This is a genomic window from Pseudooceanicola aquaeponti, from assembly GCF_050897975.1.
Classification (GTDB): Bacteria; Pseudomonadota; Alphaproteobacteria; order Rhodobacterales; family Rhodobacteraceae; genus Pseudooceanicola.
In genome coordinates this window covers 445760-460410 of the sequence record NZ_JBPAXY010000002.1, presented here as the reverse complement: position 1 = coordinate 460410, position 14651 = coordinate 445760, and the positions used below count along the sequence as shown (strand labels likewise).

17 protein-coding genes are annotated in these 14651 nt (G+C 65.4%); 8 read left to right on the top strand and 9 right to left on the bottom strand.

Annotated elements, in window-relative coordinates; translation table 11 throughout:
- Positions 1-3: 3 nt before the first annotated feature.
- Positions 4-354, top strand: a complete 351-nt coding sequence (locus tag ACRARE_RS05805; RefSeq protein ID WP_432655464.1) for a YbaN family protein — start codon at positions 4-6, stop codon at positions 352-354.
- Between the two features lie 10 nt (positions 355-364).
- Here ACRARE_RS05805 and ACRARE_RS05800 read toward each other — a convergent pair whose 3' ends face one another.
- The 7 genes from ACRARE_RS05800 to hemJ form a co-directional block, all read right to left on the bottom strand.
- Positions 365-1276, bottom strand: coding sequence for a ParB/RepB/Spo0J family partition protein (locus ACRARE_RS05800; RefSeq protein WP_432655463.1), 912 nt, complete (start codon positions 1274-1276; stop codon positions 365-367).
- 17 nt (positions 1277-1293) lie between these two features.
- On the bottom strand, positions 1294-2103 hold the full coding sequence (locus ACRARE_RS05795) for a ParA family protein (protein ID WP_432655462.1): 810 nt from the start codon (positions 2101-2103) through the stop codon (positions 1294-1296).
- The gene (gene rsmG / locus ACRARE_RS05790; protein WP_432655461.1) at positions 2096-2710 is read right to left on the bottom strand and encodes a 16S rRNA (guanine(527)-N(7))-methyltransferase RsmG; all 615 of its coding nucleotides are present in this window, start codon (positions 2708-2710) and stop codon (positions 2096-2098) included. The genes ACRARE_RS05795 and rsmG overlap by 8 nt, the downstream gene beginning before the upstream one ends.
- Positions 2707-4584 (bottom strand): tRNA uridine-5-carboxymethylaminomethyl(34) synthesis enzyme MnmG, encoded by a 1878-nt coding sequence (mnmG, locus tag ACRARE_RS05785; RefSeq protein WP_432655460.1) that lies wholly within the window; start codon positions 4582-4584, stop codon positions 2707-2709. The genes rsmG and mnmG overlap by 4 nt, the downstream gene beginning before the upstream one ends.
- A 5-nt stretch (positions 4585-4589) precedes the next feature.
- Positions 4590-5870: a tRNA uridine-5-carboxymethylaminomethyl(34) synthesis GTPase MnmE gene (gene mnmE / locus ACRARE_RS05780; RefSeq protein ID WP_432655459.1), complete on the bottom strand. Its 1281-nt coding sequence runs from the start codon at positions 5868-5870 to the stop codon at positions 4590-4592.
- A gap of 19 nt (positions 5871-5889) precedes the next feature.
- Entirely contained in the window at positions 5890-7161 is a 1272-nt protein-coding gene (gene rho, locus ACRARE_RS05775; protein WP_432655458.1) for a transcription termination factor Rho, read from the bottom strand.
- Positions 7162-7286: 125 nt separating this feature from the next.
- Positions 7287-7733 (bottom strand): protoporphyrinogen oxidase HemJ, encoded by a 447-nt coding sequence (gene hemJ, locus ACRARE_RS05770; RefSeq protein WP_432655457.1) that lies wholly within the window; start codon positions 7731-7733, stop codon positions 7287-7289.
- A 431-nt stretch (positions 7734-8164) separates the two neighbouring features.
- On the opposite strand from hemJ, the gene ACRARE_RS05765 reads away from it, so the two are divergent.
- Genes ACRARE_RS05765 through dnaQ form a run of 4 tightly spaced genes read left to right on the top strand, consistent with a single transcriptional unit; the run spans position 8165 to position 10869 of the window.
- Positions 8165-8764, top strand: a complete 600-nt coding sequence (locus ACRARE_RS05765) for a Maf family protein (RefSeq protein WP_432655456.1) — start codon at positions 8165-8167, stop codon at positions 8762-8764.
- Positions 8761-9594: a shikimate dehydrogenase gene (locus ACRARE_RS05760; RefSeq protein ID WP_432655455.1), complete on the top strand. Its 834-nt coding sequence runs from the start codon at positions 8761-8763 to the stop codon at positions 9592-9594. The genes ACRARE_RS05765 and ACRARE_RS05760 overlap by 4 nt, the downstream gene beginning before the upstream one ends.
- Positions 9591-10184 (top strand): dephospho-CoA kinase, encoded by a 594-nt coding sequence (coaE, locus tag ACRARE_RS05755; protein ID WP_432655454.1) that lies wholly within the window; start codon positions 9591-9593, stop codon positions 10182-10184. Before ACRARE_RS05760 ends, coaE begins: the two co-directional genes overlap by 4 nt.
- Positions 10177-10869: a DNA polymerase III subunit epsilon gene (dnaQ, locus tag ACRARE_RS05750; RefSeq protein WP_432655453.1), complete on the top strand. Its 693-nt coding sequence runs from the start codon at positions 10177-10179 to the stop codon at positions 10867-10869. Before coaE ends, dnaQ begins: the two co-directional genes overlap by 8 nt.
- A gap of 203 nt (positions 10870-11072) precedes the next feature.
- Here dnaQ and secB read toward each other — a convergent pair whose 3' ends face one another.
- A complete protein-coding gene (secB, locus tag ACRARE_RS05745) occupies positions 11073-11576 on the bottom strand; it encodes a protein-export chaperone SecB (RefSeq protein WP_432655452.1) in 504 nt (167 codons plus the stop codon).
- A 78-nt stretch (positions 11577-11654) separates the two neighbouring features.
- Positions 11655-12182, bottom strand: coding sequence for an FxsA family protein (locus tag ACRARE_RS05740; RefSeq protein WP_432655451.1), 528 nt, complete (start codon positions 12180-12182; stop codon positions 11655-11657).
- 110 nt (positions 12183-12292) lie between these two features.
- Between ACRARE_RS05740 and ACRARE_RS05735 the strand changes: the two genes are divergently transcribed.
- Genes ACRARE_RS05735 through ACRARE_RS05725 form a run of 3 tightly spaced genes read left to right on the top strand, consistent with a single transcriptional unit; the run spans position 12293 to position 14648 of the window.
- Entirely contained in the window at positions 12293-12949 is a 657-nt protein-coding gene (locus ACRARE_RS05735; RefSeq protein ID WP_432655450.1) for a Tim44/TimA family putative adaptor protein, read from the top strand.
- An 8-nt stretch (positions 12950-12957) separates the two neighbouring features.
- Entirely contained in the window at positions 12958-14037 is a 1080-nt protein-coding gene (gene mltA / locus ACRARE_RS05730; protein ID WP_432655449.1) for a murein transglycosylase A, read from the top strand.
- The gene (locus ACRARE_RS05725; RefSeq protein WP_432655448.1) at positions 14034-14648 is read left to right on the top strand and encodes a Smr/MutS family protein; all 615 of its coding nucleotides are present in this window, start codon (positions 14034-14036) and stop codon (positions 14646-14648) included. The genes mltA and ACRARE_RS05725 overlap by 4 nt, the downstream gene beginning before the upstream one ends.
- Positions 14649-14651 lie beyond the last annotated feature (3 nt).

The window sequence follows — 14651 nt, the reverse complement described above, 5'->3', positions numbered from 1 at the left end:
GAAATGCGGCTGATCTGGCTGATTTCCGGGCTTTTGGCCATGGGTCTTGGCCTTGTGGGGGTTTTGCTGCCGCTTTTGCCGACGGTGCCCTTCATGTTGCTGGCGACCTTCTGTTTCGCCCGCTCTTCCGACCGGCTGCACACCTGGCTGACCCAGCACCCGACCTTCGGCCCCTCGATCGCCGACTGGCACGAACGCGGCGCGATCTCGCGAAAGGCAAAACGCCTCGCCACCGTCATGGTGGGAGGCGTTTTTCTTTTGTCTGTCTTGATGGGCCTGCGCCCGGCGATCCTGCTGATCCAGGGGCTGACCCTGACCTGCGTGATGATCTTCCTCTGGACGCGGCCCAGCTAGGCCCAGCCGGTCAGTTGCCGCTGCCCAGGATCTGGCAGATGTCATCCAGCGCTTCCAGCGAGGGGTAGCTGATGGTGATCTGGCCCGATTCCTGCCCCGCCACATGGTCGATCTGCACCTTGTAGCCAAGCGCGGCCGACAGATCGGCCTCTAGCGCCTTGGTGTCCGCGTCTTTCTCGCCCAGGCTTTTCGGGGCGCTGCGGGTCACCTTGGGCTTCTCGACACCCGGTTTCGGCTTCTTCGCCAGGGCCTCGGTGGCGCGCACCGACAGGCCCTCGGCCACGACTTTTTTCGCCAGCGTCACCGGATCGTCAGAGGTGATCAGCGCCCGGGCATGGCCCGCCGACAGCTTGCCCTCTTCCAGGTACTCGCGCACCTCGTCGGGCAGTTGCAGCAGACGCATCAGGTTGGCGATATGAGAGCGGCTTTTGCCTAGGGCCTGGGCCAGTTTTTCCTGGGTATGGCCGAACTTCTCCATCAGCTGGCGGAAACCGGCGGCCTCTTCGATGGGGTTCAGATCGGCACGCTGGATGTTCTCGATAATCGCGACTTCCAGCACCTCGGTATCGTCGAAATCGCGCACGATAACCGGCAGTTCATGCAGTTTCGCCCGCTGCGAGGCGCGCCAACGGCGTTCCCCCGCGACGATCTCGAACTTGCCCTCTTCCCCCGGTTTCGGCCGCACGATCAGCGGCTGGATGACGCCCTTTTCCTTGATCGAGGCGGTCAGCTCTTCCAGGTGATCCTCTGTAAAGCTGCGCCGGGGCTGGTCCGGGTTGGGCACCACATTCTCGATCGGCACCATCATGTCGGGGCGGCGCACGGCAGCGCCCCCAGGTTTAGTGGTGGCCGGCTGCTCGTTCACATCGGCCATCAGGGCCGACAGCCCCCGGCCCAGACCCCGGCTCTTTTTCTTTTCCATAGTGCTCTCCACTCGCCTCAGGCGGCGACGCTTTCGTGTTTTTCCAGCAGCTCTCGCGCCAGCGCGCGATAGGCGGTGGCGCCTTTCGAGTTGGTGTCGAATTCCAGCACCGGAACCGAGAAGGACGGCGCCTCGGACACGCGGACATTGCGCGGAATGATGGTGCGGAACACCAGATCGCCCAGGTTCTCGCGCGCGTCCTCTTCCACCTGCTGGCTCAGGTTGTTGCGGCTGTCGTACATGGTCAGCACGATGCCCTCGATCCGCAGATCGGGGTTGGCCGATTGCCGCACTTCGCGGATCGTCAGCATCAGCTGCGACAGGCCTTCCAGGGCGAAGAACTCGCTTTGCAGCGGCACCAGCACCGAATGAGCGGCGACCATGGCGTTGACCGTCAGCAGGTTCAGCGACGGCGGGCAGTCAATCAGGATGTAATCGTAGTTCAGCGCGGCCATGGCGGGCTGGCGCAGCGCATCATGCAGCAGGAACGACCGTTTTTCGTTCGAAATCAATTCGATATCCGCAGAGGATAGATCGACGGTGGCGGGCACGATATCCAGGCCCTGCACGTCGCTTTGCATGATGATCTGGTCCAGCTGCGCATCGTCCAGCATCAATTCATAGCTGGTATAGGTGCGGTCATCGGGTTCGACACCCAGTCCGGTCGAGGCGTTGCCCTGCGGGTCGATGTCGATCAGCAGCACCCGCTGCCCCTGCTCTGCCAGTGCGGCCCCGAGGTTGATCGCGGTCGTGGTCTTGCCCACGCCCCCCTTCTGATTGGCGATGGCGACGATACGCGGACCATGCGCCGAGAGCAGGTTAGACACGTTCGATTCCTCCGATTTTCAGGATCACAGCCTCTGCCTCGGTTGTACTCGCCACCGCATCGCAGGAAAAGCGCCAATGGGCCTCGGCCGCCTGAACTTCCTCGCGCCAACGGGCCCCTTTGGGGAAAAGCGCCACTCCGCCGGGCGCCAGATGCCGTTCGGCGAAGCCCAGAAGCCCGTCCAGCTGCGTCAGCGCCCGCGCGGACAGCACATCGGCCCCCTGCGGCGGGGCAGATTCGATCCGTTTCGTCAAAATCGCCAATTTCAGCCCGCATTCCCGCGCCACCGAGCGCAGAAAGGCGCATTTGCGCTGGTCCGATTCGATCAGGGTAAAGGAGGCCTCGGGTTGCCGTTCTGCCGCCAGAATCGCCACGACCAACCCGGGAAAGCCGCCACCGCTGCCCAGATCCACCCAATGGGCGTAGCTGTCCGGCGCCAGATCGGCCACCTGGACCGAATCCAGCAGGTGCCGTGACCACAGATCGGGGATGGTGGATTTCGACACCAGGTTGATCTTGGGGTTCCAGCGGGTCAGCAGCTCTGCGTAGATGTCGAGCCGCTGCAATGTTTCACGTGAAACATTGGCGGCGATTTGCTCCCTGCTCACGCCGATTTTTCCCGTTTTTCCCGGTTCAGGCGCGATAGGATCAGGGCCAGCGCCGCCGGGGTCATGCCTTCGATGCGGCCCGCCTGGGCCAGATTCGACGGGCGAATGCGGACCAGCTTGGATTTCAGCTCATTCGACAGCCCATCCAGGCGGTCATAGTCGAAATCCGCCGGAATCCCCCGCGCCTCATCCTTTTGCAGCGCCTGGGCATCGTTCTGCTGGCGCTGGATATAGGTGGCGTAAAGGGCGTCGCGGCGCAGCTGTTCCTGGGTTTCCGCGTCCAGATCGGCCAGTTCCGGCGCCAGCGGGGCCAGATCGGGCACCGTCAGGTCGGGGAAGGCCAGAACCTGGTAGAGCGAGCGCTGCTTGCCGTCCTCGCCCACCCGGATCCCCGCCGCGTTCAGCTGTTTCGGCGTCACCAGGGTATTTTCCAGCACGTCGCGCCCTGCCCCGATGCGCGCCATCTTGGCCTCGAAGGCGGCGCGCCGTTCGGCGCCCACCAGACCGGCCTCGATCCCCTTGGGCGTCAACCGCTGGTCGGCATTGTCGGCCCGCAGCGACAGGCGATACTCGGCGCGCGAGGTGAACATGCGGTAGGGTTCCGACACGCCCCGCGTTGTCAAATCGTCGATCATCACCCCGATATAGCTGTCGGACCGGCTGAAACCCACAGGATCTAGATCCAGCGCCTCTTTCGCGGCATTCAGACCGGCGACCAGCCCCTGGGCCGCCGCCTCTTCATAGCCCGTGGTGCCGTTGATCTGCCCCGCCAGGAACAGCCCCGGCAGGTCGCGCAGCGCCAGACGCGTGTCCAGGGCGCGGGGATCGACGTAATCGTATTCGATGGCATAGCCCGGTTGCAGGATCTCGACGTTTTCCAGACCCTTCATCGAGCGCACATAGGCGTGCTGCACCTCTTCGGGAAGCGAGGTCGAGATGCCGTTGGGATAGACCGTGTCGTCGCCCAGCCCCTCGGGCTCCAGGAAGACCTGATGGCTGTCCTTGTCGGCAAAGCGCACCACCTTGTCCTCGATCGAGGGGCAATAGCGCGGCCCCACCCCGTCGATATGGCCGCCATACATGGCCGAGCGGGCCAGGTTGTCGCGGATGATCTGATGGGTCGCGGCGTTGGTATGGGTGATGCCACAGGGCACCTGCGCCAGGTTCACCCGGGTCGAGAGGAAGGAAAACAGCACCGGATCCTCGTCGCCCGGCTGTTCCTCCAGCACGTCCCAGTTGATCGTCTTGCCGTTCAGCCGCGGCGGCGTACCGGTTTTCAGCCGACCCATCGGCAGATCCAGCGCGCGCAGCCGGTCGCCCAGACGGTCGGCAGCGCTGTCACCCATCCGACCGCCGCCATAGCTGACATCGCCGATATGGATCAGACCGCGCAGGAAGGTGCCGGTGGTCAGCACCACGGCACGCGCGGCGATCTCGGCGCCATCGCCGAGGACGACACCGGCGACGCGGTCCCCCTCCATGCGGAAATCGACCACCTCGCCCTCGACCACGGTCAAGCCCGGCGTATTGGTCATTTCCTGAAGCATTTCAGCACGATAGACCGCCCGGTCCGCCTGGGCGCGCGGCCCCTGCACCGCAGGCCCCTTGCGTCGGTTCAACAGGCGGAACTGGATCCCGGCCAGATCGGCCACACGGCCCATGACCCCGTCCAGCGCGTCGATCTCGCGCACCAGGTGGCCCTTGCCCAGGCCGCCGATGGCCGGGTTGCAGGACATGACGCCGATGCCCGACAGCTTCAGCGTAACCAGCGCGGTGCGGGCCCCGGCGCGCGCGGCGGCGGCGGCGGCGTCACATCCGGCGTGCCCCCCCCCCACGACGACAACATCGAAATCAGAATGTTTCACGTGAAACATCTCCCTCACTTACCGATGCAGAAGGACGAGAAAATCTCGCCCAGCAGGGTTTCGACATCCACGATGCCTACCAGAGAATCGAGCGCCCTGATAGCCGAGCGCAGTTCCTCGGCGATCAGGTCTTCGCTATAGGCGGGATCCCGCAGCATTGTGCGGGCCTGGGCCAGATCGTCCAGGGCACGCAGGATGGCGACGCGGTGGCGTTCGCGGGTGGCGGTGGCCACCAAGGCGCTGCGCTGGCTGAAAACGTCGGTCAGACGGGCGACCAGGCGGTCGATCCCCTGCCCGGTCGCGCCGCTGATGCCGTCCGGATCGCCGGTCAGATCGGCCTTGCCGTGCAGCAGGATGTCATCCTCGCGCAGGTCGATCTGCGGCGCCTCGCCCGGTTCCAGCAGGTAGATCCGCAGGTCAGCGCCTTCGGCCCGGGCCTTCGCCCGCGCAATGCCGATGGATTCAACCTCATCTTCGGTCTCGCGCAGGCCGGCGGTGTCCAGCAGGGTCACCGGCAGGCCGTTCAGGTCCATCCGCACCTCGATCACGTCGCGGGTGGTCCCAGCGACGGAAGAGGTGATGGCGGCCTCGCGCCCCGCAAGCGCGTTCAGCAGCGTGGATTTGCCAGCATTCGGCGCGCCCAGAATGGCCACCTCGAACCCCTGGCGGACCCGCTCCGCCACCGCAGCGCCGCGCGCCTGGGTTTCCAGAGAGGCAGCCACGCCGTCCAGCAGCGCGTTCACCTCCGGCCGCACGTCGACGGGCACATCTTCGTCGGCAAAGTCGATCACCGCTTCCAGCAGGGCGGCGGCGCGGATCAGGTCGCGGCGCCAGCCCTGCACCACTTCGCCCAGCTTGCCGGAAAAGACCCGCTGCGCCTGGCGCCGCTGCGCCTCGGTCTCGCTGTCGATCAGATCAGCCAGGCCTTCGACCTGCGCCAGGTCCATCTTGCCATTCTCCAGCGCACGGCGGGTAAACTCCCCCGCCTCGGCCAGACGCGCGCCCTCGACCTCGGACAGCATCCGCAGCACAGAGGTCACGATGGCAGGCGAGCCGTGCAGGTGCAGTTCCACCACATCTTCGCCGGTGAAACTGGCGGGCCCGGGAAAGGCCAGGATCAGCGCCTGGTCGACCACCTCGTCCCTGTCGCGCAGCACCCGCAGGGCGGCGGCGCGCGGGGCGGGCGCAGTCAGGCCAAAACGCGACAGGGCCGGGAACGCTCCCGGCCCAGAAAGTCTGATGACGGAGACGCCAGCCCGGCCGGGGGCCGAGGCGAGCGCAAAAATCGTGTCCATCTCACCCTCGCGTGGCGGATCAGGTGTTCATCGAATCGAAGAATTCCGAGTTGGTCTTCGTCTGCTTCAGCTTGGAAATCAGGAACTCGATGGCATCGGTAGTGCCCATCGGGTTCAGGATGCGGCGCAGGACAAAGGTCTTTTGCAGATCGCCCTTGTCGACCAACAGATCCTCTTTCCGGGTGCCGGATTTGAGGATGTCCATCGCCGGGAAGACGCGCTTGTCAGCCACCTTGCGGTCCAGCACGATCTCGGAGTTGCCGGTGCCCTTGAACTCTTCGAAGATCACCTCGTCCATGCGCGAGCCGGTGTCGATCAGCGCGGTGGCGATGATGGTCAGCGAGCCGCCCTCCTCGATGTTCCGGGCAGCACCAAAGAAGCGCTTGGGCCGTTGCAGGGCGTTGGCGTCGACACCCCCGGTCAGAACCTTGCCCGAAGACGGGACAACGGTGTTGAAGGCGCGACCAAGTCTTGTGATCGAATCCAGCAGGATCACAACATCTCGTTTATGCTCAACCAGACGCTTGGCCTTTTCGATCACCATCTCGGACACGGCAACGTGGCGCGTGGCAGGTTCGTCGAAGGTCGAGGAGATCACCTCGCCCTTCACGTTCCGCTGCATGTCGGTCACCTCTTCCGGGCGTTCGTCGATCAGCAGGACGATCAGATAGCACTCTGGGTGGTTGGTCTCGATGCTGTGCGCGATGTTCTGCAACAGAACCGTCTTACCCGTGCGCGGCGGCGCCACGATCAGCGACCGCTGGCCCTTTCCGATCGGCACCACCAGGTCGATGATCCGGGCGGAACGGTCCTTGATGGTGGGATCCTCGATCTCCATCTTCAGCCGCTCATCGGGATAAAGCGGCGTCAGGTTGTCGAAGGCGATCTTGTGACGGGCCTTTTCGGGCGCCTCGAAATTGATCCGGGTGACCGAGGTCAGGGCAAAGTAGCGTTCGTTGTCGTCGGGCTGCTTCATCAGCCCTTCGACGGTGTCGCCGGTGCGCAGCGAATGCTGGCGGATCATGTCGGGCGAGACGTAGATGTCATCGGGGCCCGGCAGATAGTTGGCCTCGGGCGAGCGCAGGAAGCCGAAGCCGTCTTGCAGCACCTCCAGCACGCCATCGCCGCCGACCGTCCATTCGTCATCGGCCAGTTCCCGCAGGATCTGGAACATCATCTCGCCCTTGCGCATGGTCGAGGCGTTCTCGATTTCGAGTTCCTCGGCCATGGCCAGCAGATCCTTGGGGCTTTTGGCCTTCAGATCGGACAGGTTCAAATGGTTCTCGGTCATGGAAACAGGGTCCTTCGTCCGGCCCCGGGGGGCGCGCGGTACGGATAGATGCATGGAAGATCGACTCGCCCGGACGGGCGGCTTGGCGCCCCAGATAGGCGCTCAGCCTTTCTGAGTCAATAAAATCAGAACTTCACGACGACAGAAGCGACGATCAGGATCATCAGCAGCGTCGGAACTTCGTTCATCATCCGGTAGGTGCGACCGGTGCGGCTGTTGGTCCCCCGGACGAAATCCTTTCGCCGCAGGCCCAGCCAGTGATGAAACCAGGTCATCGCCAGGACCGAGATCGCCTTCAGCCAGGGCCAGACATCGCCCCAGTAGACGATCCCCGGGGTGAAGACGAGCGCCAGGCCAAAGACCCAGGTGGCGATCATCGCCGGGTTCATGATGCCGCGCAGCAGGCGCCGCTCCATCGTCTGGAACAGCTGGTCGGTGGTCTCATCCAGCTTCTGTTCGGTGTGATAGACGAAGAGACGGGGCAGGTAGAAGATCCCCGCCATCCAGGAAATCACCGAGATGATGTGCAGGAACTTTGTCCAGGGATAGGCCAGGGCGAGGAAGTCGAGCATGGGGAACTCCGGTCTGTCTCTCTCCCCCTAATAAATAAGAAAGAAAAAAAGAAGTTGTTGTTTGTTGTAGTCTGCTCTCTGCCTGTGGATCCTTTTCTTCCGCACAGGTTTATCCACAGGGGGATAACTCTGGGGGGAATCGTTAGCGAATCGAGGAGAAGTTTTCGCGAGATTCCGAAAAGCGCCGGATTCCAGCGGCTTGCGCGGGGAAAATCCTGTGGGAAAGTCGGACCCCCCTGTGGGGATCGAATCCGGGGAGTCTTCGGGATACGGAGTTTTCCAGTTGTCCTTTTCCCTCGGTGGGAGTCTTTCGCATCGCTGTGAGGGACTCGGGGGTTTACGCACAGCGCCGCGCCGGGTCTTGCGTCAAGGCGCAATTTTTCCCAGAACTGTCACAGGCCCATCACCCAGTTTTCCGTCGGTTTATCCACATGCCCGCACCAATCCTTCTGGCGTCCGGTTCCGAAATCCGGGCAGAATTGCTGCGCCGGGCGGGGGTTCCCTTCGAGGTCAGCAAAGCACGCATCGATGAAGAGATGGTAAAAGCCTCTCTGCGCGCCGAGGGCGAGCGGCCGCGCAACATCGCCGACGCCCTGGCGGGGCTGAAGGCGGAAAAGGTCGGGTTGAAGCGCCCCGAGGCCTTCACCATCGGCTGCGATCAGGTGCTGGAGCTGGACGGAGAGATCTTTTCCAAGCCCGAAAGCGCCGAAGAGGCCCGCGCCCAGATTGAACGGCTGGCCGGGCAGCGCCATTCCCTGCATACGGCTGCGGTGATCCATAACGAGGGCCGCCCGGTCTGGCGCAAGCTGGTCGAGGTGAAGATGACCATGCGCCGCCCCTCGCCCGCCTATCTGGACGATTACATCGCCCGCAACTGGCCCGCCATCGGCTGGTCCTGCGGCGCCTACCAGCTGGAAAACGAAGGCGCGCGGCTGTTCACCCGGGTCGATGGCGATTACTTCGCCGTTCTCGGCCTGCCGCTGCTGGAAATTCTCGATTATCTGGCCCTCAGAGGAGCCATCGCCGCATGAGTGACGACAAGATCCCCCTGGCCGGTGTCATCGGTCGCCCCATCGTGCATTCCCGCTCGCCGCAGCTGCATGGCTACTGGCTGAAATCCATGGGGCTTCCCGGGCACTACATCCCGATGGAGGTCGCCGCCGAAGACCTGCGCGAGGTGCTGCGGACCCTGCCGAAGATGGGCTTTGTCGGGGTGAACGTGACCATCCCGCACAAAGAGGCGATCCTGGAAATTGCCGATCTGGTCACCGACCGGGCCACGGTCATAGGCGCCGCCAATACCCTGATCTTCCGCAAGGACGGCAAGATTCACGCTGATAATACAGATGGTTACGGCTTCATCGAGAACCTGCGCCAGAACGCCCCCGGCTGGGATCCCACCGCCGGGCCCGCCGCCCTTCTGGGCGCGGGTGGTGCTGCGCGGGCGGTGATTTCCTCGCTGCTGGACGCGGGCGTGCCCGAGATCCTGATCTCGAACCGCACCCGGGCGCGGGCGGAAAAGCTGCATGACGATTTCGGCCGCCGCCTGCGGGTGGTGGAATGGGTCCAGGCCGGCAACGCCATTGCCGACGCGGCGACGGTGGTGAACACCACCTCGCTGGGGATGCTGGGCAAGCCAGAGCTGCGGGTGCCGCTGGATGGGCTGAACAAGCACCAGGTGGTCACTGACCTGGTCTATAACCCCTTGAAAACCCACCTTCTGGCCGAGGCCGAACAGGCCGGCGCCACCGTGGTGGACGGCCTGGGGATGTTGCTGCACCAGGCGGTGCCCGGCTTCGAACGCTGGTTCGGCAAACGCCCCGAGGTCACCCCCGAGGCCCGGGCGGCGGCCCTGGCATGAGCGTTGTTCTGGGCCTCACCGGCTCTATCGGGATGGGCAAATCGACCACGGCGCAGATGTTCGTCGACGAGGGCTGCGCCCTGTGGGATGCCGACGCGGCGGTGCATCGCCTTTACGCGGCGGGAGGCGCTGCGGTGGCGCCCCTGGGCCAGCTTTGGCCGCAGGTGATCCAGGAGGGCGCGGTGTCGCGCCCGGCGCTGAAACAGGTGATCGCCGCCGATCCCACGGCCCTGGGCCGGATCGAACAGATCGTCCATCCCCTGGTGGCCGAAGACCGCCGCGCCTTCCTGGCCGGGACGCAGGCGGATATCATCGTGTTGGACATTCCGCTGCTCTTCGAAGGCGGAGCGGAGCGGGCGATGGACGCGGTGGTCGTGGTCTCGGTCGCGCCCGAGGAACAGAAAGCCCGCGTTCTGGCGCGCGGCACGATGTCCGAGGCGCAGTTCGAGATGATCCGCGCCAAGCAGATGCCCGATGCCGAGAAACGCGCCCGGGCGGATTACGTGGTGATCACCGACACGCTGGACCATGCCCGCGCGCAGGTCCGGGCCATCGTTTCGGAAATCAGGTCAAATGTGCAAGATGCGTGAAATTGTAATGGATACGGAAACGACCGGCTTCGAACCCGAGCAGGGCGACCGCCTGGTCGAGATCGGCGGGGTCGAGCTTCTGAACCATGTGCCTACGGGCGAGACCTTTCACGTCTATATCAACCCGCAGCGCGACGTGCCCGAGGATGCCTTCAAGGTGCACGGGCTGTCGTCGGAATTCCTGGCCGACAAGCCGCTCTTTCGCGATGTGGCGCAGGATTTCCTGGATTTCGTCGGCGATGCCAAGCTGGTGATCCACAACGCCGCCTTCGACATGAAATTCCTCAACGCCGAACTGGGCTGGCTGGGGATGCCGAAACTGCCCTGGGAACAGGCGATCGACACCCTGGCCATCGCGCGCAAGAAATTCCCCGGCTCGCCCGCCTCGCTGGATGCGCTGTGCCGCCGCTTCGGCATCGACAACTCGGCCCGGACCCTGCACGGCGCCCTGCTCGACAGTGAAATCCTGGCCGAGGTCTATCTGGAACTGATCGGCGGTCGCCAGCCCGACCTGGTGCTGGGCGGCGGTCGCAAAAGCCGCGACACCGGCCCGGTGGACGAGAACTGGCGCCCGCGCCCGCGTCCGACCCCCCTGCCCTCGCGGCTGACCGAGGACGAACGCGCCGCCCATCAGGCCTTCGTCGAAAAGATGGGCGAAGCCGCCCTCTGGTCGAAACTCGGCTGACCCCGCAGGCCGCCCCGTTGGCGGAGGTTCCAGCCGGGGCGCCGCCGGGTCTTCGGGGCGCCGCCCTCTCCCCTGGCCCGGCCCTCCTCTCATTCGACGGCCAAAAATACTCTCGCCGAAGGCCTCGGCCCGCCAGGGCCGACCCCAGCCATGAAAAAGGGCGCCCCGCAGGACGCCCCTCTTACCTGGCCTGAGCCCGGATCTCAGTTGGCGGGGGTGGCCGCCTGCTGGGCCGCGACGCGGCGCTGGATCTCGGTGCGGTACAGCGCGACGAAGTCGATCGTGTCCAGGTTCAGCGGAGGGAAACCCCCGTCGCGGGTCACGTCCGACACGATGCGGCGGGCGAAGGGGAAGATCATGCGCGGGCATTCGATCAGCAGGAAGGGGTGGATCTGCTCTTCCGGCACGCCTTCGATGTGGAAGACGCCGACATATTCCAGCTCCAGCAGGAACATCGGCTCGTCCGTGTCCTTGGCCTTCGAGGTGATCGTCAGCTTCATGATCACTTCGTACTGGTGTTCGGCCTCACGCTTCTTCGCGTCCAGGGCCACCTGCACCTTCACGTCCGGCTGCACAGACCCCGAGACGGGCTTGCGCGCCAGGATGTTCTCGAACGACATGTCCCGGATGTACTGGGTCAGCACGTTCATCTTCACTTGCGGCGCCTGTTGGGTCGGCGCTGCACCGTTGGTCGTCTCTTCGGCCATGGGGCCCTCCTGCGTCTTGTCAGCTTGGGCGTTGTCCTAGCAGCTTGGCCGCAGGGCCTCAACGTTGCATCGCAGGTCTTAGTGCCGTGTCCAGCCGGAGGGGTGCGTCGGGCGCTTTTCGGGGTCGACTTCGGTGAATTCGCCGTCGATCACCTGGTCGTCGGGGCGGCCGCCGCGATACTGCGGCCCCCCACCAGGACCTGGACCAGGCCCGGGCCCCGCCTGCTGGGCCCCGGGGCCCGCGGTGGTAAAGCTGGCGACCTTCACCCGCTTGCGCAGCCACAGGAAGGCCACGCGGCGGAAGGCCGGCGTCAGCAGGGCGAAACCGACCGCATCGGTGAAGAACCCCGGCGTCAGCAGCAGCGCGCCCGACAGCAGGATCATCGCCCCGTCGGCCAGCGGCTCGGACGGGTCCGACAGTTCGGAAAAGCTGCGCTGGATATTGGCCAGCGCCTGGCGCCCCTGCTGTTTCACCAGCCAGGTCCCCATCACCGCCGTCAGCAGCACGATGGCCAGGGTCCAGCCCAGGCCAATGGCCCCGCCAACCTGGATGAACAGGGCGATCTCGATCATCGGCACCGCGATAAAGGCCAGAAGAAGCCACATATCCCAAAACTCCTTTCCCCGGCAGATGTAGACTTGCACCTGCCCAGCACCTACATAGGGACGGACCCCGGGCGATGCCATGCCCGGAGGCCCGTTAGGAGGTTCCACCCTTGCCGATTATCCAGCTTCTGGTTCTTGCCGGTATTGCCGTTTTCCTGATCCTGCGTCTGAAAAACGTGCTGGGCACACGCGAGGGATTCGAGAAGCCGCCGGTCACCGGCCAGCCCGCGCCGACCCCGGTGCAGCGCTCTGGTTTCGAGGTGATCGAGGGCGGTCCCGATCGCGACATCACCGACCACGTGGCCGAGGACAGCCCCGCGGCCCGCGCCCTGGCCGAGATGAAGAAGGCCGAGCCGAGCTTCTCGGTTTCGGAGTTCCTGGGCGGCGCCCGCCAGGCCTATGAGATGATCCTGATGGGCTTCGAACGTGGCGAGCTGGCCGATATCCGGCCCTTCCTCTCCGATGAGGTCTACCAGACCTTCGCCGAGGTGGTCGAAGCGCGCGACGCCCAGGGCCTGACCGTCGAGGCCGACTTCATCGGCGTGCGTGAGTTGAGCCTGACCGAGGCCGAGTTCGACCCCGCCACCGGCCTGGCCGAGCTGACCGTGCGCTATGTCGGCCAGCTGACCCAGGTGGTGCGTGACCGCGCCGGCGACATCGTCGAGGGCGACGAGGGCAAGGTGAAAACCCAGAAGGACAGCTGGACCTTCGAGCGCCGCATGGGCACCGACGACCTGAACTGGCAACTGGTCGCAACGGGGGAATAAGGCGCGTCATGACCTGGCGGAGGATCGCGGCATATCTGGCGCTGGCGCTCCTTCTTCCGGGCCCCGCCCCCCTGTTGGCCCAGAGCGCCGACCCGGACGCGCCCGCCGAGGCGCCGACGGTCACCGTTCTTGATTTCTCTGACCTACCCGGATGGGCGGCCGACGATCACGCGGCCGCCCTTGCCACCTTTACCGCCACCTGCGGCGACATGCGCGCCCCCGACTGGATCGCGGTCTGCAAGATGGCCAAGGCGCAAAGCCCCGCCAGCGCGCGCACCTTCTTCGAGCTGTTCTTCTCGCCCGTGCTGATCCAGGACGGCACCCCGGCGCTCTTCACCGGCTATTACGAGCCCGAGTTGCAGGGATCTCGGGTGCAAAGCGCGCGCTATCGCTATCCGGTCTACCGGATGCCCCCCGAGGCCCAGGTGACCCGCCCCTGGCTGACGCGGGCACAGATCGAACAGGGTCAGGCCCTGGCCGGGCGCGGGCTGGAAATTGCCTGGGTCGACGACCCGGTGGCGCTGATGTTCGTGCAGATCCAGGGCTCTGGCCGCATCCTGCTGCCCGACGGCAGCCATATCCGCATCGGCTATCGCGGTGACAACGGGCATCCCTACGCCTCGATCGGGCAGGAAATGGTGCGGCGCGGCATCTACAAGGCGCATCAGGTCTCGGCCCGGGTGATCGGCAACTGGGTGAAGCGGAACCCGGTGCGCGGGGCCGAGCTGCTGCGCCACAACCCCAGCTATGTCTTCTTCCGCGAGATCCGCGATGTCTCGCCCGAGGCGGGGCCCAAGGGGGCGATGAACCGCTCGCTGACCGCCATGCGTTCCTTGGCGATCGACCCGGCCTATGTGCCGCTCGGCGCGCCGGTCTGGGTCGAAAAGGCGGGCTTTCGCGGGCTGCGGCGGCTGATGGTGGCCCAGGACACCGGATCGGCGATCAAGGGGCCGCAGCGCGCCGATGTCTTCGTCGGCTCTGGCCCCGGCGCGGGCAAGCTGGCGGGGCGGATCAAGGATGACGGGCGGCTGGTGGTGCTGCTGCCGATCCAGCGCGCCTATGCCCTGCTGGTGGAGGACGAGACATGAGCCGCCGCCGCAAGCTGCGCCCCGACGAGAAAGAGCTGTGGGACAAGGTCGCCGGCTCGACCGAGCGGATGCACCCGGAAAAGCGCGTGCTGGCGCGGCCGGAAAAGAAGCTTGCCAAGGCCCCCGTGCCCGAGGCGCAGCCGAAGGGCCGCACCGAGGCCGAGCGGGCCTTGCAGCCCTTCCGCCTGGGCGAGAAAGCGCGCGGCCGGTCCGGCGGCCATGACGTGCTGCCGCCCCTGCACGACCGGCTGCATCAGGCGCCCCTGCGCATGGACAAGAAGACCCACGGCCGCATGACCCGCGGCAAGCTGGCCCCCGAGGCGCGGATCGACCTGCACGGGATGACCGTGGACCGGGCGCATCAGGCGCTGATGGCCTTCATGCTGCGCGCGGTGCAGAACGAACACCGTCTGGTGCTGGTGATCACCGGCAAGGGCCGCCGCCCGGAAGAGGACGGGCCGATCCCGGTCCGCCACGGCATCCTGAAACACCAGCTGCCGCACTGGCTGTCGACCCCGCCCCTGGCGCAGATCGTGCTACAGGTCACCGCCGCGCACCGCAGCCACGGCGGCACCGGCGCCTTCTACGTCTATCTGCGCCGCAACCGCTGAGGC